General features: G+C 45.2%; 21 protein-coding genes. 16 read left to right on the forward strand and 5 right to left on the reverse strand.

The features are described 5' to 3' along the window. Positions 1-462 precede the first annotated feature (462 nt). Entirely contained in the window at positions 463-1,353 is an 891-nt protein-coding gene (locus QUB14_RS01275; RefSeq protein ID WP_333214313.1) for a sugar ABC transporter permease, read from the reverse strand. A gap of 59 nt (positions 1,354-1,412) precedes the next feature. Between QUB14_RS01275 and QUB14_RS01280 the strand changes: the two genes are divergently transcribed. The 3 genes from QUB14_RS01280 to QUB14_RS01290 all read left to right on the forward strand — a co-directional run bounded on the left by QUB14_RS01280 (position 1,413) and on the right by QUB14_RS01290 (position 3,913). After that, a complete protein-coding gene (locus tag QUB14_RS01280; protein WP_333214315.1) occupies positions 1,413-1,988 on the forward strand; it encodes a GNAT family protein in 576 nt (191 codons plus the stop codon). Between the two features lie 130 nt (positions 1,989-2,118). Next, entirely contained in the window at positions 2,119-2,811 is a 693-nt protein-coding gene (gene purN, locus QUB14_RS01285; protein ID WP_333214317.1) for a phosphoribosylglycinamide formyltransferase, read from the forward strand. Then, positions 2,804-3,913 carry a class I SAM-dependent methyltransferase gene (locus QUB14_RS01290; protein ID WP_333214319.1) on the forward strand — a complete coding sequence of 370 codons (1,110 nt, stop codon included), beginning with the start codon at positions 2,804-2,806 and terminating at the stop codon, positions 3,911-3,913. Before purN ends, QUB14_RS01290 begins: the two co-directional genes overlap by 8 nt. Before the next feature lie 330 nt (positions 3,914-4,243). On the opposite strand, the gene rlmN is transcribed toward QUB14_RS01290, so the two are convergent. Beyond that, positions 4,244-5,353 (reverse strand): 23S rRNA (adenine(2503)-C(2))-methyltransferase RlmN, encoded by a 1,110-nt coding sequence (gene rlmN, locus QUB14_RS01295; RefSeq protein ID WP_333214321.1) that lies wholly within the window; start codon positions 5,351-5,353, stop codon positions 4,244-4,246. 361 nt (positions 5,354-5,714) lie between these two features. Here rlmN and lgt point away from each other — a divergent pair, with 361 nt between their 5' ends. From lgt to QUB14_RS01315, 4 genes are all read left to right on the forward strand, one after another. Next, the gene (gene lgt, locus QUB14_RS01300; RefSeq protein WP_333214323.1) at positions 5,715-6,608 is read left to right on the forward strand and encodes a prolipoprotein diacylglyceryl transferase; all 894 of its coding nucleotides are present in this window, start codon (positions 5,715-5,717) and stop codon (positions 6,606-6,608) included. Between the two features lie 120 nt (positions 6,609-6,728). Further along, entirely contained in the window at positions 6,729-7,535 is an 807-nt protein-coding gene (gene cobM, locus QUB14_RS01305) for a precorrin-4 C(11)-methyltransferase (protein WP_333214325.1), read from the forward strand. Positions 7,536-7,674: 139 nt separating this feature from the next. Beyond that, on the forward strand, positions 7,675-8,511 hold the full coding sequence (locus QUB14_RS01310; protein ID WP_333214327.1) for a dienelactone hydrolase family protein: 837 nt from the start codon (positions 7,675-7,677) through the stop codon (positions 8,509-8,511). 152 nt (positions 8,512-8,663) lie between these two features. Beyond that, positions 8,664-9,146 carry a flavin reductase family protein gene (locus QUB14_RS01315; RefSeq protein WP_006635163.1) on the forward strand — a complete coding sequence of 161 codons (483 nt, stop codon included), beginning with the start codon at positions 8,664-8,666 and terminating at the stop codon, positions 9,144-9,146. Between the two features lie 113 nt (positions 9,147-9,259). Here QUB14_RS01315 and QUB14_RS01320 read toward each other — a convergent pair whose 3' ends face one another. Next, entirely contained in the window at positions 9,260-9,781 is a 522-nt protein-coding gene (locus tag QUB14_RS01320; RefSeq protein ID WP_333214472.1) for a pyroglutamyl-peptidase I family protein, read from the reverse strand. A gap of 46 nt (positions 9,782-9,827) precedes the next feature. Here QUB14_RS01320 and hisH point away from each other — a divergent pair, with 46 nt between their 5' ends. The 9 genes from hisH (at position 9,828) to QUB14_RS01365 (ending at position 17,642) form a co-directional block, all read left to right on the forward strand. Next, on the forward strand, positions 9,828-10,463 hold the full coding sequence (gene hisH, locus QUB14_RS01325) for an imidazole glycerol phosphate synthase subunit HisH (RefSeq protein WP_333214331.1): 636 nt from the start codon (positions 9,828-9,830) through the stop codon (positions 10,461-10,463). A 100-nt stretch (positions 10,464-10,563) separates the two neighbouring features. Beyond that, on the forward strand, positions 10,564-11,106 hold the full coding sequence (gene rsmD / locus QUB14_RS01330) for a 16S rRNA (guanine(966)-N(2))-methyltransferase RsmD (RefSeq protein ID WP_333214333.1): 543 nt from the start codon (positions 10,564-10,566) through the stop codon (positions 11,104-11,106). A gap of 256 nt (positions 11,107-11,362) precedes the next feature. Then, positions 11,363-12,823 (forward strand): phosphoglucosamine mutase, encoded by a 1,461-nt coding sequence (glmM, locus tag QUB14_RS01335; RefSeq protein WP_333214474.1) that lies wholly within the window; start codon positions 11,363-11,365, stop codon positions 12,821-12,823. Positions 12,824-13,014: 191 nt separating this feature from the next. After that, positions 13,015-14,640, forward strand: a complete 1,626-nt coding sequence (locus QUB14_RS01340; protein WP_333214335.1) for a glycosyltransferase family 39 protein — start codon at positions 13,015-13,017, stop codon at positions 14,638-14,640. Between the two features lie 18 nt (positions 14,641-14,658). Next, positions 14,659-15,633 carry a hormogonium polysaccharide biosynthesis glycosyltransferase HpsN gene (hpsN, locus tag QUB14_RS01345; protein WP_333214337.1) on the forward strand — a complete coding sequence of 325 codons (975 nt, stop codon included), beginning with the start codon at positions 14,659-14,661 and terminating at the stop codon, positions 15,631-15,633. A 27-nt stretch (positions 15,634-15,660) separates the two neighbouring features. Then, positions 15,661-16,830 (forward strand): hormogonium polysaccharide biosynthesis glycosyltransferase HpsO, encoded by a 1,170-nt coding sequence (hpsO, locus tag QUB14_RS01350; protein WP_333214339.1) that lies wholly within the window; start codon positions 15,661-15,663, stop codon positions 16,828-16,830. A gap of 43 nt (positions 16,831-16,873) precedes the next feature. Further along, positions 16,874-17,221 (forward strand): hypothetical protein, encoded by a 348-nt coding sequence (locus QUB14_RS01355; protein WP_006635155.1) that lies wholly within the window; start codon positions 16,874-16,876, stop codon positions 17,219-17,221. Then, complete coding sequence (locus QUB14_RS01360; protein ID WP_190738631.1) at positions 17,218-17,397, forward strand: hypothetical protein; 180 nt, start codon at positions 17,218-17,220, stop codon at positions 17,395-17,397. The genes QUB14_RS01355 and QUB14_RS01360 overlap by 4 nt, the downstream gene beginning before the upstream one ends. A gap of 47 nt (positions 17,398-17,444) precedes the next feature. Beyond that, on the forward strand, positions 17,445-17,642 hold the full coding sequence (locus QUB14_RS01365) for a hypothetical protein (protein ID WP_333214342.1): 198 nt from the start codon (positions 17,445-17,447) through the stop codon (positions 17,640-17,642). On the opposite strand, the gene QUB14_RS01370 is transcribed toward QUB14_RS01365, so the two are convergent. After that, positions 17,608-18,180 (reverse strand): IS630 family transposase, encoded by a 573-nt coding sequence (locus QUB14_RS01370; protein WP_333214476.1) that lies wholly within the window; start codon positions 18,178-18,180, stop codon positions 17,608-17,610. The genes QUB14_RS01365 and QUB14_RS01370 overlap by 35 nt on opposite strands. A 51-nt stretch (positions 18,181-18,231) precedes the next feature. After that, positions 18,232-18,678, reverse strand: coding sequence for a helix-turn-helix domain-containing protein (locus QUB14_RS01375; RefSeq protein WP_333214344.1), 447 nt, complete (start codon positions 18,676-18,678; stop codon positions 18,232-18,234). Between the last annotated feature and the right edge of the window lie 296 nt (positions 18,679-18,974).

An 18,974-nucleotide genomic window follows, 5' to 3' on the forward strand; every position in this document is an offset into this window, starting at 1 on the left:
TCTATCAGAAGTATAGCAATCCTTGCAGGAGTCGTAAAGATTTTTACCCCACCCCAACCCTCCGCGCGAGTTCGGGGAGGGAGTAACAAATTCACAAATGATGGGAGGATTGCTAAGCTGTTTTACATTTAAACTGTGTGTCAAAAATCCATAAAACTCTTGTGGGACGGGCTTCTAGCCTGTCCCGAATTTTCAATTTAAATGCGTAACAGCTTATATGTCTTATGGCAACTAGGAAGGTAGCTATTTTAATGTTCGATGATGTCGAGGTACTCGACTTTGCAGGCTTTTTTGAAGTGTTTTCGGTGACATCAGAATTAAATAAGGGCGATTCCCTACCCTTGGGGATGGTTAATTGTATAATTTGCGCGATCGTATGGGCGGGCTTTACCAATAATAATTGCCTAAAACAAACAATCCCGTAAACCAGCCCATACACGAAGGATGCTACCGGATGTGATATCAAGCATCTTCGCCCCAAACTCGAAGCTGAACATAAACTAATATCAAAGCTACAGCCATCAGGAAAGTTGCTGCTGCGGCTGCATAGCCAAAATCAAATTGCGAAAAAGCTTGCTCGTAAATATAATAAACTAGCAAATTAGTAGAGTTCAAAGGGCCGCCGCCGGTGATGACGTAAACTTGCTCGAAACTTCGCAGGGTAAAAATAGCAGTAGTGACAGTAGCAAATACTAAAGTCGGCCGCAAACCGGGTAAAGTGATGTACAAAAATTGCTGCCAAGCATTAGCTCCATCCAATTCTGCGGCTTCGTAACGATTTACCGGAATTGCTTGCAATCCTGCTAAAAATACTACCATATTAAAGCCTAATTGTTTCCAAACACTGAGCAGAATTATCACTGGCATTGCCCACACTGTGCTGCTAAGCCAAGGAATTTGATTTAAGCCGATCGCCATTAGCGCATTATTCACCGGGCCTTCGGTTTGAAACAACCACCGCCAACCCAAGCCAACGGCAACTAGAGAGGTAATCGAAGGAATAAAATAAGCGGTGCGGAGAGCTCCTCGCCAAGCAAACGAGCGATTTAGCAAAACTGCCAAAGCCAAAGGAATTACTAAACAGGGAATGACTGTAGCAGTAGTAAAATAGATCGTGTTTTGGAGAACTTGCCAAAAATCCGGGTTAGTGAATAGGCGCCAGTAGTTGTTGAAGCCAATCAAACGCACTCCCGACTGGGTAAAGCTGCCGCTGGTAAAGCTGAGGTAAAATAAATAGGCGATCGGCCAAATCAAAAAAGTACCCAAAAACAGCAAAGCCGGGGTCAGAAAAGTCCAAGCTGCGATCGATTCATTGTCCAACCAGTTAAAACGCCCAAATTTAATCGGAACCATTGGCTTGTAATTTTTAGCTTTTAGTTTTAAATGGTATCACAATATAGGTCAATTTTAAAATGAATCTTCTCGATATATTAGCCCATTTACCCACTATAGAGACTGAAAGGCTCCTGCTCCGAAAAATAACTTTAAACGATGCCAACGATATGTTTGAGTATGCCTCAAACCCCGAAGTATCACAATACACAATGTGGTCCACTCACACCTCCATCGAAGACACTAAATACTTTCTCCAGTCCCTTACAAAAATGTACAAAAGACGAGAGCTTGTAGATTGGGGTCTCGTCCACAAAGCCGAGAAAAAGTTTATCGGGACTTGCGGATTTGTGGAATGGAGCATGACACACAGCCGCGCGGAAATTGGCTACGCACTTTCTAGGAGATATTGGGGAGAAGGATACATGAGCGAGGCTGTTAATGCAGTTATTGAATTTGGCTTTCGGGAGATGTCGCTGAATCGAATTATGGCTCGATGTGAAGTTAACAATATTGCTTCGGCTCGGGTGATGGAAAAAGTGGGGATGCAAAGGGAAGGGATATTGCGACAGCACCTATTTGTGAAAGACAGATATTGGGATCTAAAAATTTATTCGATTCTCAGGGAAGAGTTTTTTGAGAATATTGTAGAATAGGAGTGAAGCAGTAGGTCAGCGGAAAAAATAATATACTTACGACTTACGCAATATCTCCATGTAGAGTGCGCCGAAGCACACCTTACCCTTTACCTGTATTGTAGAAGACGAGTGAATAGTTTTTATCTTTATGACCGCTAATCCAGTATCTGTTAATTCCAATGCCTGCCTGATTTCTCCTGAGATTGGCAAAAGTGCGTTAGCGAAGCCCTCGAAGAGGATCGCTCCGGCCCATCCTCCCTTAAAATTAGGAGTTTTAGCATCAGGAAGCGGCAGCAACTTCGAGGTAATTGCCCAAGCCATCCAAAACCAACAGCTCAACGCTCAAATCCCAGTATTAATTTACAACAACCCCGAAGCCAAAGCGGCAGCCAGAGCCGAAAAATACGGCATTCCCTCAATTCTTCTCAATCACCGCGACTGCAAAAGTCGCGAAGAATTAGATACAAAAATTGTCAAAACTTTTCAAGAATATGATGTAGAATGGGTAGTGATGGCGGGTTGGATGCGAATTGTTACCAAAGTTTTGTTTGATGCTTTTCCCGATCGAGTAATTAACATTCACCCCAGCTTACTGCCGAGTTTCCCAGGAATTCGCGCCGTCGAGCAAGCACTGGCCGCTAAGGTTAAAATCACCGGATGTACGGTGCATATCGCCCGTTTAGAAGTAGACAGCGGGCCGATTTTAATGCAGGCTGCGGTGCCGGTATTGCCTGATGATACCGCAGAAACGCTGCACGCGAGAATTCAGGTGCAAGAGCACAAGATTATGCTCGGTGCGATCGCACTTATTGCCGAATCTAATCGAAACTATTGTGACTAAAAACCTCACCAGTGCCGCATCTATCCCCCAATTGCCCCTCAGCGAATCACCCGCAACAAGCCCGCCGCTGACAGACTCGAATCGCCTGAAATTAATTCTCAAAGAAAGGCTCAAAAAGAACATCGGCATCAAGGGAGAATTCTATCTCCCTTGCTTGCCATCGATGCTAGACGACTATCTTAAATTACTGTCCGACTTCTTAAACATTCTCGGACAAAACATCGACGCTGCCCAAGCCGAAAACTTGCGAACATTAATTGCCAACGCCTTAGCAGAAGGATTCAAAAATTCTCCCCACGCTAATTTAATAGTCTCATACTTTCCCGCCAATTCCCAAACCGGTTTAGCCGGCGGCATTACTCTGAATACCAAGATTCAAGTCGAATCGATGGCCCAGAAATATCATAGCTGGCCGGATATTCGCCCCGAACCTTTATTCGGCAGCCATCCCGATGCCAAAGTCATCGCCATTGCCGCCGACTTAGGCGAACCGGGAAAAGCACCTATTTTAGATGTTGGTGCGGGCCCAGGGCGCAATAGTCTGCCTTTAGCAAGGTTAGGTCATCCCGTAGATGCGATCGAACTAACACCGATATTTGCCGAAAAACTATCAGTTGCAGCAACCGCCGAAAACTTGCCGATAAATGTCACCCAAGGCGACGTTTTAGACCCATTATTGAGGATGAAAACTTATCGGTACAAATTAGCCATTGCTACCGAAGTTCTCTCTCATTTCCGCTACCCCGAACAAATTCGTCTTTTCCTCGGCAAAATGTCAGATGCTGTTTTAAGCGGCGGGTTTATATTATTCAGTGCTTTCTTAGCTGTAGAGGGGTACGAACCCGACGAGATGGCAAAACAAATGTCTGAATTGTGTTGGTCTTATCTGATTACCAGAGAAGAATTGCAAGCCGCAATAGAGGGTTTGCCGTTAGAAATTATTTCTGATGAATCTGTGATTGAATACGAACCAAAACATTTGCCTGATTCTGCGTGGCCGCCGACACCTTGGTTTGTGAGTTGGGCTAGCGGGCGCGATTTATTTTCTGTGCAACAAACACCGCCGTTAGAGTTGCGGTGGATACTTGTTAAACGCTTGTAAGCTGTCGCACATTTAAATTGTATATTCAGGGCGGGCGAGACGCCCACCCCACAAGACTTTGATTTTTTTTTGACCGACAATTTAAAGGCAGAACAGCTTAAAGAGTTTAGTATGGTGCGTCACAAAGTAGTTTATCGATGATTGATAAAATAACGCGGTCTAACTCACATCTTGCACCATTCTCAAGAACAGGCAAGATGCCTGTTCCACAAAGATGGAGTTTTCTTGTATGGTGGGCATCCTGCCCGCCCGCAAAAGGCTAATTGAGAATGGTGCAACATCTCAGGTCTAACGCACCCTACAACAAATTTTAGCGGTTAAAATCCCATCCTAAACCTCGGATGCCCGCAATTGTCCGCAGGCTGCATCTGCCTCTAACCCGCGAGAATACCGGACGCTAACTGCAATTTTCTTTTCCTTCAAAACCGATACAAAACTGTTAATTCGATTGGGAGTCGGTCGCTTATATTCAGCTTCCTGAATCGGATTGTAAGGAATCAAATTGACGTGACACTGAAAACCGCGCAAGTGAGTTGCTAACTCGGCTGCGTGTTCCGGCAAGTCATTCACACCTGCTAAAAGCACGTATTCAAAACTTAATCTGCGCCCCGTCGAGCGCACATATTCCCGACATTCTGCGATTAACTCACCCAAAGGATAAGGGCGGGCGCTAGGAATTAACTCTTCGCGCAATCTTTGATTGGAAGCGTGGAGGCTGACGGCGAGGGTAACTTGCAGTTGATGTTCGGCTAGTTGGCTGATGCGATTGCGAATTCCTACTGTGGAAATGGTGATGTTTCGCTGTCCAATCCCTACGTCTTGATTCAAACACTTGACAGCAGCTACAACATTATCGAAATTCAGCAGGGGTTCGCCCATGCCCATAAATACGATGTGGCTGACTCGGCGGCCGAAATCTTGCTGTACTGTCAAGACTTGATCGACGATTTCGTGTTTTTCTAAATTGCGCTTGAAACCGCCTTTCCCAGTAGCGCAAAAGTCGCAGCCCATCGCGCAGCCAACTTGGGCTGAGACGCACACAGTCAGCCGTTTATCGGTAGGAATGCCGACTGTTTCAATGATTTGACCGTCTGCCAATTTTAAGAGATATTTTACGGTGGCGTCTGGTGCGACCGATCGATAGTGAATGGTCGATCGCCCGATCGGAATTTTAGCAACAGTCTCGCGCCACTGTTTCGAGAATACAGAAATATCAGAGATCGATCGCGCACCTTTCTCATAAATCCACTGGTACAACTGCTTTCCCCGATAAGCCGGTTGTCCCTGCTGCTGCACCCACTCCGTTAACTCAGCTAAACTCGCCCCCAGCAAGGGCGGAATTTTACCCGACTCAACAGCCAAAGCAGCAGTCTTGCGAGACTGATTCGCGCCCCTGGAATTACCAGAAGAGTACACCTGAGAAACGGAAGTAGGAGACATAAGTCATTAGAAAATTTAAAGCCACCCTCTATCTTAAAACTTCTCGACCAAAGCTGCCGTTAATCCTCCTGAAGGTACTTATGCAGAAGGCGGAATCTCGATCGCCCTAAATCCCCCTTAATCAGGGAGACTTTAAGAATAATCCGGTTCCCCCCTTTAAAAAGGGGGGTTAGGGGGCTCTTATTGTGGACTCACAAAGAAAACTCAAAACAGAAATCTGCACAATCAAGAATCCAGTTAATTTTTGGTAAAATTCCCCAAATATTGCGTGTAAATGACCGCAGCCACCTAAAATAAACTCTGGAGTTTGTTAAAGGGTATGCAAATTTGACAGCTTTCCATCACAATTAATGCAACTTTTATGGTGCTAAATATTCTTGCGCTGCCCTTAGCGTTTCAATTTACATCGCCGGGCCCAATTATCTTTCAACTCGGCCCCGTAGCCATTCGCTGGTACGGGCTGTTGATAGCTTCTGCCGTCTTGATTGGGGTCAGTCTGTCCCAATACTTGGCCCAAAAACGCCGCGTCAACCCGGAATTATTGGGTGATTTGGCAATTTGGCTGGTTCTGGGCGCTATTCCCTGTGCTCGAATTTATTACGTGGCTTTCGAGTGGCAGCAATACGCCCAGAGGCCTGAAGATATTATTGCGATTTGGAAAGGCGGAATTGCCATTCACGGGGCGATTTTGGGCGGCACGATCGCAGCTTTAATTTTTGCGAAAATCCAGCGAGTTTCTTTTTGGCAATTGGCAGATTTAATCGCGCCCTCGGCAATTCTCGGTCAGGCGATCGGACGCTGGGGAAATTTCTTTAACTCGGAAGCTTTTGGCAGTCCTACGGATTTGCCTTGGAAACTCTATATTCCGCCAAACAGCCGCCCGCCCGCCTACGCTAATTTTGAATACTTCCACCCCACATTTCTCTACGAATCTCTGTGGAATTTGACAGTATTTGGGTTGCTTCTGACTTTATTTTTCCGAGATTTGCAGGGCAAAATTCGCTTAAAAACTGGTGCTTTATTTTTGGTTTATATCGCAGCTTACAGTTCCGGTCGAGTCTGGATTGAAGGGTTGCGGACTGATAGTTTGATGTTGGGGCCGCTGCGGACGGCACAAATGGTAAGCTTGACTGGGATTGTTTTAGGCTTGGGTGGGTTAGCTTGGCTTTATTTGCTCGATCGACCTTTACCCGATGTTGTCTCCCCCAATAACGATCGGGCACATATCACTCATAAATCCCCAGAGGATCAATAAAAAACCCCAGAGAGGTTAGTCTCTAGGGTTCAAAACCAGGGTGCATCTACCATCTCTTACTTCCAACCAAAATAGGTACATCCGGAAACGTCCGTAAATTTAGCAAATTTTTTAGCAGCAATGAGTTTGACAGAGATTGAAGCCCTAATTCCAGGGGTATACATTGTAGGTGCAGGCCCGGGAGACCCGGATTTGTTGACTGTTAAGGCTCAAAAATTACTGGCTGCGGCCGATGTCATATTATTTGCTGATTCGCTAGTTCCAGAGCAAATTTTGCAGGGTGTGCGCGCGGATGCTGAAGTGATCCAAACTGCGGATAAGACCCTCGAAGAGATTGTACCTTTGATGGTGGAGCGAGTGCGCGGCGGGAAAAGCGTCGTCCGTCTCCATTCGGGTGATCCCTGTCTCTACGGGGCTGTCGGCGAACAAATGCAAGCTTTGGCCTCGGAGGGAATTGCTTTTGAGGTAATCCCGGGAATTAGCGCTTTCCAACTTGCCGCAGCTAAACTTAAAATTGAGTTGACAGTTCCGGGAGTTGTGCAGACAATTATTTTGACGCGAATTAGCGGCAGAACAGAAGTACCAGAACGCGAAGAATTGGCGAGTTTAGCGGCTCATCAAGCGAGTTTGTGCCTGTATTTGAGCGCCCGCCATGTCGAACAGGCTCAAGCTAAATTGATGGAATATTACCCATCGGATTTGCCTGTAGCGATTTGTTATCGGTTGGGCTGGCCGGATGAAAAAATTGTGCTAGTTCCCCTTGACAAAATGGCCGTTGCTACGCGCGAAAATAATTTGATCAGAACGACAATGTATGTGATTAGTCCGGCGTTGGGAAAATCAGCAGAAGGACGATCGCGCTTGTACCATCCAGAGCACGATCGGCTTTTCCGAGCATCGAAGGAAGTTCGGCAACGGATTGTGTAACGGATGTAACGGATGTAACGGATGTCAGTCCGATGCAAGAAGGAAGAGGGAAGAAGGAGCAATTATGAAATAACCAATTACCAATTCCCAATTCTCAATTCCCCAATCTAAAATCTAAAATCTAAAATCTAAAATCCCCATGACTGATTTAACTCGCAGACAATTTATCATTGTCACCGCATTAAGCGCCGGATTTACCTTAGCAGTTCATCCTATTGCGGCTGCCGTTATCAATACGGATGCTGCTGGTTTAGTTGCAGGTGAGGTAAAAATTCCCGTCAAAGACGGCTCAATTCCAGCATACAGAGCAATGCCAGCCAGCGGCAGCAATTTTCCAGTAATTTTAGTAATTCAAGAAATCTTCGGAGTTCACGCGCACCTTCAAGATATTTGCCGCCGTTTGGCCAAATTAGGTTATTTAGCGATCGCCCCGGAAATGTTTGCCCGTCAAGGTGATGTTTCTAAACTCACCGAGGTTCAAGAAATTATTAGTAAAGTTGTCTCGAAAGTTCCTGACGCTCAAGTTATGTCTGATTTAGATGCTACCGTAGAGTGGGCACAAAAGTCAGGAAAAGGCAATACTAATAAGTTGGGAATTACAGGATTTTGCTGGGGTGGCAGAATTGTTTGGCTGTACTCTTCTCACAACCCGAAAGTCAAAGCAGGAGTGGCTTGGTACGGGCGTGTGGTTGGCAATTCTACGGATTTAACTCCCAAACAGCCGATCGACATTGCAGCCAGTTTGAAAGTGCCTGTATTGGGGCTTTACGGAGGCAAAGACCAGTCAATTCCCAACGATACAGTTGAGAAAATGCAGGAAGTTCTCAAAACTGGCAGCAGTGGTTCGGAAATTGTGCTTTATCCAGATGCGCCGCACGCTTTTAACGCCGACTATCGCCCCAGTTACCGGGAAAAAGAAGCTAAGGATGCTTGGAAACGGATGCAAGATTGGTTTAAAAAGTATGGAGTTTCATAATAGTTGTAAGTTGTTAATTTTCACTTAAAACTGGTGTCTATTTTGGGATGGAAAAAGTCAATATTAGCGAATAGCCCTTAAGACAGTTGGGTTTGGGGGCGCGACATTGGTAAACTGGGCTGTGTAGAATTATCGATCGAACAGGTAAGCCCGTGCTAGACGAACAAGCTAAAAAGACCATTTTGCGGAAAATCCCTCATGGATTGTACATCTGCGGTGTAAAAGACGGGGAGGAAGTCAACGGTTTCACCGCTAGCTGGGTGATGCAATCTTCCTTTACCCCTCCCTTAGTTGTCAACTGCGTCAAACAAGACTCCAAATCCCACGGCATGATCAAAGCCAGCGGTGTCTTTGCTTTGAGTTTCCTAGAAGCAGGGCAAAAAGAGTTAGCCCAGAAATTCTTTAAGCAGCAGCGCCGCGTTGGCAATAAATTTGAGGATGTAGAATTTTATCCTGGCGCGGAAACTGGTTGTCCGATTATCTCGGATTCTCTGGGTTACGTCGAGTGCAAAGTTGTCGGTGCTGTGGAACACGGGGATCACACGGTTTATGTGGGAGAAGTTTTGGCGGCCGGCGTCCACCGAGAAGGCAATCCGTTGCTGCTAGAAAGCACGGGTTGGAATTACGGCGGCTAAAGACTTGGCAATTGGCAGTTGTTAGTAAAAAAAACTAACACTGAGAAACCCGGTTTCTTTAAAAGTCCGGGTTTCTGAATACTAAACACATTTTTAAGTTGAATTCCAGCGACCTATTTATTACTTGCGAGAGTTAGGCGTCGCATAACTAATAAAAAATCGGCGACAATCTGGTTAAGATTTTCATCAGTTAAAATTGGTACGTGGACGAAAATACATTGAGCGGCGATTTGAGAATCGCAAATATGTTTTAAAACCGCATAATATAGGGCTTCGCAAACAAATTTTCCTGCTTCGTGACTGATTTCTGTTGCAGCTAAATCAGCGACTAGCGGTTCGAGATTAACTGCTGTTTTCAGAATGTCGCTCTCGCAGCAAGCGCAGGATTCTACGGTTAATTTTTGCCGACTTTCAGCCATGCCGCAGCAGATAATAGTATCGGGTTGGAGTTGGTTGATTTTGGCGATCGCTAAATTAGGTGCTAGCTGAAAATCTACTGGCAGTTTCCTCAAAAAAGTCAGGGAATCAGGCAAAGATTTTATCTGAGAAATCTTGGCTAATAAGTCGTCCGAAGAGTTGGATTTCTGATGGGGAAGCCAAGTATCAAATGAGGTTAGCAGGATTTTCGCCGTCATATTTGTGCAATAATACTGATATTGATAATATAAGGCAAGTAAGTCAATGTCTGTCATTGCAGTAGTGGACTATGACATGGGCAATCTGCACTCGGTCTGTAAAGGCTTGGAAAATGTGGGTGCAGTGCCAAAAATTACAGATTCTCCTGCTATAATCGAGCAGGCTGATGCGGTGGTTTTGCCGGGAGTTGGTTCGTTTGACCCGGCAATGCAGAATTTACGATCGCGCAATTTGATAGAACCGATAAAAAGGGCGATCGCCTCGGGGAAACCTTTTTTAGGCATTTGTTTGGGTTTGCAAATTCTGTTTGAAAGTTCCGAAGAAGGTGTAGAACCGGGATTGGGCGTTATTGCCGGAAAAGTGCGCCGATTTCGCTCGGAACCGGGTTTGACAATTCCGCACATGGGATGGAATCAATTGGAACTTACTCAGCAGAATTTGCCGCTGTGGCAAAATTTACCGTCCGATCCTTGGGTTTATTTCGTGCATTCTTATTATGTCGATCCCGTTGATTGGGAAGTGCGATCTGCAATGGTGACTCACGGCAATCAAAACGTGACGGCGGCAATAGCTAAAGACAATCTGATGGCCGTGCAGTTTCACCCGGAAAAGTCTTCGAGTACGGGATTGCAAATGCTGTCAAATTTTGTCAGTCTGGTGAGGGAAAAAGTACCCGCTTAGGTGGCATGAATCTTGAAAAACCCGGTAGATTGCCGAAACCGGGTTTGACATTTTTAACAGTCTGATTCCTTATTCCTTCTTTCTTATTTTTTGTTCCTAAATGAGTTTAAGAATCTCTGGCAACCGCCAAATAAAAACCCTGCCGGGACTCGCAACTCGCCCTACACCTTCGCGAGTCAGAGAAGCTTTATTTAATATTTGGCAAGGGACGATCGCAGATTGCAGATGGCTTGACATTTGTACCGGCAGCGGTTCGATGGGTGCAGAAGCTTTGTGTCGGCAAGCCGCGAGTGTCACTGGCATCGAACAGTCGGCGAAAGCTTGTGCGATTATCCGCGAAAACTGGGAGCAAGTAGCAGACTCGTCCCAAACATTCCAAATACTGCGGGGAAACGCAACGGCGAAATTGGCGGCACTAGCGGGGCAGCAGTTCGATCGCATTTACTTCGATCCGCCCTACGCCAGCGACTTGTACGAACCTGTGTTAAACACGATCGCCAGCCAAGAAATGCTAGCACCAAACGGCGAAATCGCGATCGAACACAGCCCGGAGCGATCGGCACAAGCGATTTCCGGCCTAGAAATTTGCCGCCACAAAGTATACGGCAATACAGCATTAACCTTCTATACCCGCAGTTACTGATCGGCTCAAACCGCAGCAGCGTCACTCCGGGAGGCAGAAAGAAACCGGGTTTCATGGCGTTGGCGCCCCCGGGACTAAAAGTTTTTCCTTTGGGTACAATACAAATTTTTCCGATGAAGTTAAGCTTTGTGCGTAGGTTGTCAAAGCAAGTTGCTTGAGCGATCGACGAAATAAATGGAGTTTAGGCTGAAAATAAATACTTTCAGTTGTAACATGAACCCAAAGTGTGAGTGTGAATATTCCTAAAGGAGTGAATATGGTTCAGACACCTTCGCGCCCTCGTGGCAGCGAGTTTCCGGCTGTTAACTCGGTACAGCCAGCCAAACTGGATACGATTCTGCTGGGAAATAGCCTCTCCCTGCCAAATACCAAACTCTTCGGCACAGACGGCATTCGCGGGAAAGTTGGAGAATTGCTGAATGCACCCCTAGCCCTGCAAGTGGGCTTCTGGGCTGGACAAGTTTTACGGCAACATTCCCCCAACCAGGGGCCTGTGATTTTGGGGCAAGACAGTAGGAATTCCAGCGATATGCTGGCAATGGCACTGTCAGCGGGTTTGACAGCCGCCGGGTTAGAAGTTTGGAATTTGGGCTTGTGTCCCACTCCCTGCGTTGCTTATCTGGCAAGCGTTTCGGAGTCGGTCGGCGGAGTGATGATTTCGGCTTCTCACAATCCCCCAGAAGACAACGGCATTAAGTTTTTCGGCTCAAACGGCTCGAAGCTGTCGCAGCAGTTGCAGGAACAAATCGAAGCGGGAATCCGGGGAGCAAAGGTTCCAATTGCTAGCTTGGGTTGGGGACACCACTACCATCGGTCTGAGTTGGTTAAAGATTATGCCACTTCGCTCTGTGATTCGCTGCAACAGATGAATTTGGAGGGAATGCGGATAGTTTTGGATTTGGCTTGGGGGGCGGCCGCGGGTTTGGGGCCGGCGGTGTTCGCGCAAATGGGGGCGGATGTGATCTGTTTGCACGACTCTCCGGATGGCGATCGCATTAATGTTAACTGCGGTTCTACTCATCTAGACAGTTTGCAAGCGGCAGTTTTGGAACACAATGCCGATTTGGGATTTGCTTTTGACGGCGATGCCGATCGAGTTTTGTGTGTTGACAACGAAGGTCGAACGATTGACGGCGATTACATTCTTTATCTGTGGGGCCGGCAGTTGCGCGACTCCCAACAGTTACCATCCAATTTAATTATTTCTACTGTAATGGCTAACCTCGGCTTCGAGCGAGCTTGGGAAGAATTGGGGGGCAAACTAACTAGAACCGACGTGGGAGATCAGTACGTTCACGCTGAAATGCAGCGCACCGGTGCGATGTTGGGCGGCGAACAGTCGGGCCACATTCTTTGTCCGCATTACGGTGTCAGCGGCGACGGTTTGCTGACAGCTTTGCATTTGGCTTCGCTGGTGCGCCAGTCCGGGCAATCTTTGGCACAATTGGTAAGTGGCAGTTTCCAAACTTATCCGCAGTTGCTGCGAAATATTCGGGTGGACGATCGCGAAAAACGCCTGAAATGGCACGAGTGCGAGGCAATGCAAAAGGCGATCGAACGTGCTACAACAGCAATGGGCGAACAGGGACGGGTTTTGGTGCGCGCTTCTGGCACTGAACCCCTAATCCGAGTTATGGTGGAAGCTGCCAGCGCCGAATTGGCTAATTTCTGGACTGAAAATTTAGTTTTAGCCGTTCAGCAACACATAGCTATCTGATGGAAATGGGGAATTAATCTGAAGGAAGAAGGAAGAAGGAAGAAGGAAGAAGGAAGAAGGAAGAAGGAAGAAGCCTCTAGATAAATATAGGGGCTATTGAAACCAATTTCTCATTCTTTATTCCCTCTTGCTTATTCCCTCTGTCCTAAATAACTAAATCCTTCTTTCTTCATTTCCCCATTTCTGATTGTATGAACAGCAAATCAATTCAAAATGGGCGCCTGCATCTAATTTCGTTAAAAGTTTTAATTGTCGTCATATTAATAACGGGGATATTTTTTCGCTTTACTAACCTAGATCGCAAAGTCTACTCGTTCGACGAATCTATCACCTCGCTGCGAATTTCGGGCTACACTTGGACGGAAATGGTGCAGCAAGATTTTCAAGGCCAAACAATTAGCCTCGCAGATTTGCAGCGGAAATACCAGCAGATAAATTCCGAAAAGACTTGGTTGGATACTGTTAAAGGTTTAGCTACAGAAGAACCTCAACTGTCGCCGCTGTATTTTATTTTAGCCAGATTTTGGGTGCAGTTGTTCGGCCCGCAAGTAGGGACTGTCAGAAGTCTTTCAGCTTTGATTAGTTTGTTAGTTTTTCCCAGCATTTATTGGCTGTGCTGGGAATTATTTCGCTCGGCGTCTGTGGGATGGATGGCTGTTACAATCGTTGCTGTTTCACCCTTTCACGTCTTGTACGCGCAAGAGGCAAGACCCTACATGATGTTTGCAGTCCTCGTCTTGCTGTCGAATGCAATTCTGCTGCGGGCGCTCGCCCTACAAAATTCTCCCACCACATCTAAATTGAGCAAGGCTGTTTGGTTTATTTATGCGATCGCCCTGACTTTCGGACTCTATTCTAGTTTATTATTTTTTTTAGTAGTATTCGCCCACGGCATCTATCTACTTATCACAGAAAATTGGCGTTTTAGCAAAACATTAATTGCTTATTTACTAGCTGCATCGGCTGCAATAATTATTTTTGCTCCTTGGATTTGGGTATTATTTTATAACGCGCAAAGAATCGAGGCTACAGTAGGCTTACCCCACATTTACCTGTCTTTCATATCTTCACTTAAACCTTTAATTATAATCACCTGCAGAATGTTTATCGACACGCATTGGGCGGGCGGGATTATCAAATGGGGTGCGAGCAATATGGCTACAGATTTAATCAGACTGATTGTAATGGTCGTATTGCTGTTAGCGATCGCACATTCAATATACTCGCTCTGCTGCTCAACTCCCAAACGAGTTTGGCTGTTTCTATTGACAGCGATCGGAATTACAGCGATAGTATTGATAGCAGTGCGAGGAGTTGCCGATCGCTATCTGGTTCCCTATATTTTAGCAATCCAGATAGCTGTTGCCTATCTATTCACCGCTAAAACAGCAGCCGCCACCAATCCCCGACAACAAAAGCTGTGGCAGCTCGGTTTAATAGCCCTAATATCGAGTGGAATAGTTTCTTGTGCCGTCAGCTCACAGTCGCAACTTTGGTGGAACAAGTATCCTTCTAGCACTCAATACAATCCCCAAGTAGCAGCGATTGTCAATCAAGCCCAAAAACCTTTAGTAATTAGTCACGGAGGCAATAACATCACAGGAAAAATACTGTCTCTTAGCTATCTGCTGAAGCCGCAAGTACAGCTTTTGCTGGCAGTAAAACCCGATCGAGTTAAAATTCCTGACGGTTTTAGCGATGTATTTCTCTACCGAGCTACAGAAGCATTGCAATTTGAACTAGAAAAAGTGCAAAAATATAAAATCACACCAATTTACACACCGGGCGAAGTCTGGCTTTGGCGTGTAGAGAAATAATGAAAGTGGCAACTGCAAATGATGATTTCTGTTGTGATACCTACCTACAACCGCGAGCAATCTCTGCGAGAGACATTGGCTGATGCGATTCGGCAAAATTACCCGAATTTTGAAGTGCTGGTAATCGATCAAACTCGCACCCACGACTCGGAAACTCAAGTTTATTTAGAGGAATTGGCAAATGCTGACAAAATTAGGTGGTTTCGGGTAGATTGGGCGAGTTTGCCTGGTGCTCGAAATTATGCAGTGCGGCGCGCGGTTGGAGAGATTATTTTATTTATTGATGATGATGTACAATTGCCAGATGGTTTTTTGGCGGCTCACGCTGGCAATTATTTAGAAAAACCCGATGTGGGATGTGTGGCGGGCAGGGTTTTTGACAGAATGAAACTGGATAATTCTGGAGGCGATTTGGCGATCGAATATTTGCCCTCAGAAGCGATGGATGCGGGCATTGCCTGGTATTTTATCGATTTGGTGCATACAGTAAAACCGCAGCAGGTGCTCTCGGCTAGAGGCTGCAATATGTCATTTCGCAGGCAGGTTTTTGCTGAATGGGGGCTGAGGTTTGACGAGCGGTTTGCAGGGAGTGCGGTGCGGGAGGAGTCGGATTTTTGTTTGAGATTGCGATCGACGGGCATGAAAATTTGGTACGATCCCAATGCCTGTTTAGTTCACTTGGGGGAAGAGAGCGGCGGGTGTCACGATGTCAGCACGCGATCGATCGAATATCAAATCACATTTTATCACAATCACTTTCTAATGGGATTGAAAAATTTAACAGCTTTTCAATGCCTGCGATTTTTTGCCAAACTCTTTGACTGCCACGTTTTGGGAAATCCGCCTTGTTATAAAAGCCACTCGCCCATTAAAATTATAACTAGATTTGCTTTTTATATCTTGGGTTTTCTCAGTGCTATAAATACAGTAATTCAATCTCTGTGGAATGATGGACAAATTTACAGCCATCAAGACAACATTAACGCTCAATAATTCCCTATTCCTTCCCCCTTCCCCTAAATGAGAATTCTCGTTGCCAGTCACACCTATATTGTGGACATTAACCGGGAAAAATTCAAGATATTAGCCAACCTAGAACCCGATATTGAAGTAACAGTTGTAGTGCCGCAGCGTTGGAAACCCGGAGGGGTTCAAAATAAAATTATAGAAACGGAATTTTATCAAAAGGGTTCCTTTAAAGTAATCCCCGTGTCTAACTTTAGTCAAAACAATCAAGGATTGCTAGCCTTTGGTTTTGATTTAATTAAAGTTTTGCAAAACTTTAGACCCCAGATCATCCAAGTTGAACAAGGTTCAAAATCCCTTGCTTGCGCTCAATTAATTTTATTAAATAAACTGCTCAAATTAAAAGCAAAAAATATACTATTTACTTGGTGGAATCTGCCTTATCAATTGAATTGGCCTGTTTCAGTCTTAGAAAATTACAATCTTCAGCACACCGACGGAATTATTGCAGGCAACTTAGATGGGGCTAAAATTTTGCGGCAGCGGGGCTATCAAGGTGCGGTAAAAGTAATGCCACAACTCGGAGTAGATGAAACTTTGTTTCGCCGCACTGGTAAAGACGCTGATTTCTCGCGCAGGTTCGGCATTGAGCCGACCGATTTTGTGGTAGGATTTGTAGGGCGATTTGTAGAAGAAAAAGGACTGTTGACTTTAGCTGAAGCTTTGGCAGGGTTGAAAAAAATCCCTTGGAAGTGGCTGTTAGTAGGACAAGGAAAATTGCGGACGCGCCTCGCCGAAAAATGTATTGAATGGGGAATCAGCGACCGAATAATCTGGGTAGAAAGCGTTTCCCACGAAGAAATTCCCCCCTACATTAACTTAATGAACTGTTTGGTATTGCCCTCGCAAACGAGCTATAAATTCAAAACTTTGACCACTGTGGGCTGGAAAGAACAATTCGGTCACGTTTTAATTGAAGCGATGGCCTGTAAAATTCCGGTTATCGGTTCCGACTGCGGGGAAATTCCCCATGTCATCGGCGATGCGGGGTTAGTATTCCCGGAGGGAAATGCAGGGGTTTTGCGCGAGTGTTTGCAGCAATTGATGCAGCGGCGGCAGTTGGCTGCTGATTTGGGCGATCGGGGTTATCAGAGAGCGATGAGCAATTATACCAATCAAGCTTTAGCTGAGCAGTTGTTGGAATTTTACAAAGAATTGTTGTAACTTTTAGCAGTATAATGCAAGTGTTAAATAAAAGCTGTAGTAAATGTCTATTCCTTCCGACCTACGCTCTTTGGTTGACGAACTCTACCAGGTACTACACGAGACCGAACGCCAAGCCACCCAGGGACTTTTTGCACTTAGAAGAGCAATGTCTCTTTTTCCAGAAAATGAAATACTGATGCAATACTTTTCTTCGATCAGTAATTTTCAATTCTGCGTATCAGGTGTTCGCTTACAAGCAGAGCACATTGTGGGCAATGTATTGATGGCTAGTGTGCCCGATGAAGATGTTCAAAAAGCAGGAGATTATTTAGCAGCATTGCTACGTATGGCTCCTGAAGCGAGAATTATGATAGACCAAGTAATTGAGAGATTAGAAGCATTACCATGAAACAATTACCAGATGAAAGCCAACTCCTGGAAATCCTTGAAATTGTGAAAGCTGCGGAAGCCAAAGCCAGTGAAATGTATGAATTTTCCAAGACAATGGCTCACAATACCCAAATTACAGCGACAAAGAGAGAGGAAGCTGAACAGCTAGACGGGCAGCCTTTTCCAGATAATTAAATTTGTCATGGGAGATGTTGATATTTTGATTGAAAGAACTATCCCCCATGCGAATTCTCCAAATTATCCCCTCCATTTCCCTCGTCTACGGCGGGCCGAGTCAAATGGTACTCGGACTTTCGGACGCCCTCGCTTCGCGAGGTATTGAGCTCACAATTATCACCACAGATTCTAACGGAGATATCGGTCAACATCCCTTATACCAATTTCCTAAAGTCCTGCTACATATAGAGCCTCTAAAATAAATTTCCATCCCGTCAAAGAACTAATAACTTCCAACGTCAACTTATTTAACTCTTTTTTCACCGCCACTCTCAACTCTTCTATTTGATCAAATCTCAACCATTTCAATTGTTCTTTTATATATCCCCACAGTCTTTCTATTGGGTTTACTTCCGGACTGTATGCGGGTTGAAACAGTAAAATAACATTTTCTGGTATGCTAAGATTTAAAGAGTTATGAAATCCTCCATTATCTAGTTGAATTATATGTAAATCCTCCGGATACTCACTGGCAAATAGCTCTAAAAATTTCTCAAAGCAAACTGTGTCTAAGTGAGTAAATTCATAAAAAAAGCTGGCTCCCGTTAGCGGTTCTACTGCCCCATAAAGCCACAAATAAGTAAATTCCCATTGCACTTTTCCTTGTGGTTTTACTCCGTAACCAGTTAACTTTCTTCTTTGAACTGTATGCAAACCCATCCGGCTTTCATCTTGACTCCAATAGCGCAGTTTTTTCCACTGTTTTAAAAAGCTCTCACTTTGTGTCAGACTGGCTTTGATGAGAACTGGGAGTTTTTTTTAAACTCTTCTACTGCCCCTGCTTTCTGTTTTTCACTCACGCCTTCGTGGCACTTTTAATTTTCCTTTGAGACGAGATTTTGTCCATTGATGTACTGTCCGATATGCCACAGGAACTTCGCAGCAGGTTGTCAGCCATTTATGTACTTCTTTGTAACTACTGAATCCTTCGGGATCGAGCAATTCTTTTGATAATCTATCTACAGTTTCTGCTGTCATAATTCTTGGTCTTCCCGATCGGGGTTTTTGATATAACAATTCTGCGATGCCTCCCGAACGATAACTAGACAACCATCTTTGGATTGTGGTACGATGTTTACCTAGCCGCACCGCAACAGACAATACGCTATCTGCCATTTTGGTTTTGAGCCAATACAGAGCTTGCAGTTTTTCGTGGCACACAGCATCTTTCTGTTGAGCCAGAAGAGCTTTCAGTTCTTCTGCTGTTTCCTGAATCTCAATCTTAACGACTCCTGACATTTTTCCTCCTTATATTTCAGTGTTCATTTACAAATAGTGCATCTATTAACTGTAGCACTATTTTAGGAAACTGGTATTAGATGTCCCCTTAAATCAACCAATACAACAAAACGGCTATCAGATTATTTATTTCCGCTGTTATCCCTGGCGCAGATATAAATTTTCACTCTGGTTATTGCAGTGAAAGTTGCAGGGCTTACGCATGGGGCGGCTAGAAACCCCCTTTCTACGAGTTGTGCGACGAGTCAGGAGAAATATAGGAAGAAACCGGGTGTTTGAGGTCTTTTGATTATCAG

The sequence above is a fragment of the Microcoleus sp. B3-D2 genome, assembly GCF_036705345.1.
Classification (GTDB): domain Bacteria; phylum Cyanobacteriota; class Cyanobacteriia; order Cyanobacteriales; family Microcoleaceae; genus Microcoleus.

What these genes read in the sequence shown, in the direction of transcription:
- QUB14_RS01355 (WP_006635155.1), top strand. Translation starts at nt 16,874, where the DNA reads ATGTCTATTCCTTCCGACCTACGCTCTTTGGTTGACGAACTCTACCAG.
- QUB14_RS01340 (WP_333214335.1), top strand. Translation starts at nt 13,015, where the DNA reads ATGAACAGCAAATCAATTCAAAATGGGCGCCTGCATCTAATTTCGTTA.
- purN (WP_333214317.1), top strand. Translation starts at nt 2,119, where the DNA reads ATGACCGCTAATCCAGTATCTGTTAATTCCAATGCCTGCCTGATTTCT.
- QUB14_RS01275 (WP_333214313.1), bottom strand. Translation starts at nt 1,353, where the DNA reads ATGGTTCCGATTAAATTTGGGCGTTTTAACTGGTTGGACAATGAATCG.
- lgt (WP_333214323.1), top strand. Translation starts at nt 5,715, where the DNA reads ATGGTGCTAAATATTCTTGCGCTGCCCTTAGCGTTTCAATTTACATCG.
- QUB14_RS01280 (WP_333214315.1), top strand. Translation starts at nt 1,413, where the DNA reads ATGAATCTTCTCGATATATTAGCCCATTTACCCACTATAGAGACTGAA.
- hpsO (WP_333214339.1), top strand. Translation starts at nt 15,661, where the DNA reads ATGAGAATTCTCGTTGCCAGTCACACCTATATTGTGGACATTAACCGG.
- hisH (WP_333214331.1), top strand. Translation starts at nt 9,828, where the DNA reads ATGTCTGTCATTGCAGTAGTGGACTATGACATGGGCAATCTGCACTCG.
- QUB14_RS01360 (WP_190738631.1), top strand. Translation starts at nt 17,218, where the DNA reads ATGAAACAATTACCAGATGAAAGCCAACTCCTGGAAATCCTTGAAATT.
- QUB14_RS01365 (WP_333214342.1), top strand. Translation starts at nt 17,445, where the DNA reads ATGCGAATTCTCCAAATTATCCCCTCCATTTCCCTCGTCTACGGCGGG.
- QUB14_RS01310 (WP_333214327.1), top strand. Translation starts at nt 7,675, where the DNA reads ATGACTGATTTAACTCGCAGACAATTTATCATTGTCACCGCATTAAGC.
- QUB14_RS01375 (WP_333214344.1), bottom strand. Translation starts at nt 18,678, where the DNA reads ATGTCAGGAGTCGTTAAGATTGAGATTCAGGAAACAGCAGAAGAACTG.
- rsmD (WP_333214333.1), top strand. Translation starts at nt 10,564, where the DNA reads ATGAGTTTAAGAATCTCTGGCAACCGCCAAATAAAAACCCTGCCGGGA.
- QUB14_RS01320 (WP_333214472.1), bottom strand. Translation starts at nt 9,781, where the DNA reads ATGACGGCGAAAATCCTGCTAACCTCATTTGATACTTGGCTTCCCCAT.
- rlmN (WP_333214321.1), bottom strand. Translation starts at nt 5,353, where the DNA reads ATGTCTCCTACTTCCGTTTCTCAGGTGTACTCTTCTGGTAATTCCAGG.
- glmM (WP_333214474.1), top strand. Translation starts at nt 11,363, where the DNA reads ATGGTTCAGACACCTTCGCGCCCTCGTGGCAGCGAGTTTCCGGCTGTT.
- cobM (WP_333214325.1), top strand. Translation starts at nt 6,729, where the DNA reads ATGAGTTTGACAGAGATTGAAGCCCTAATTCCAGGGGTATACATTGTA.
- hpsN (WP_333214337.1), top strand. Translation starts at nt 14,659, where the DNA reads ATGATGATTTCTGTTGTGATACCTACCTACAACCGCGAGCAATCTCTG.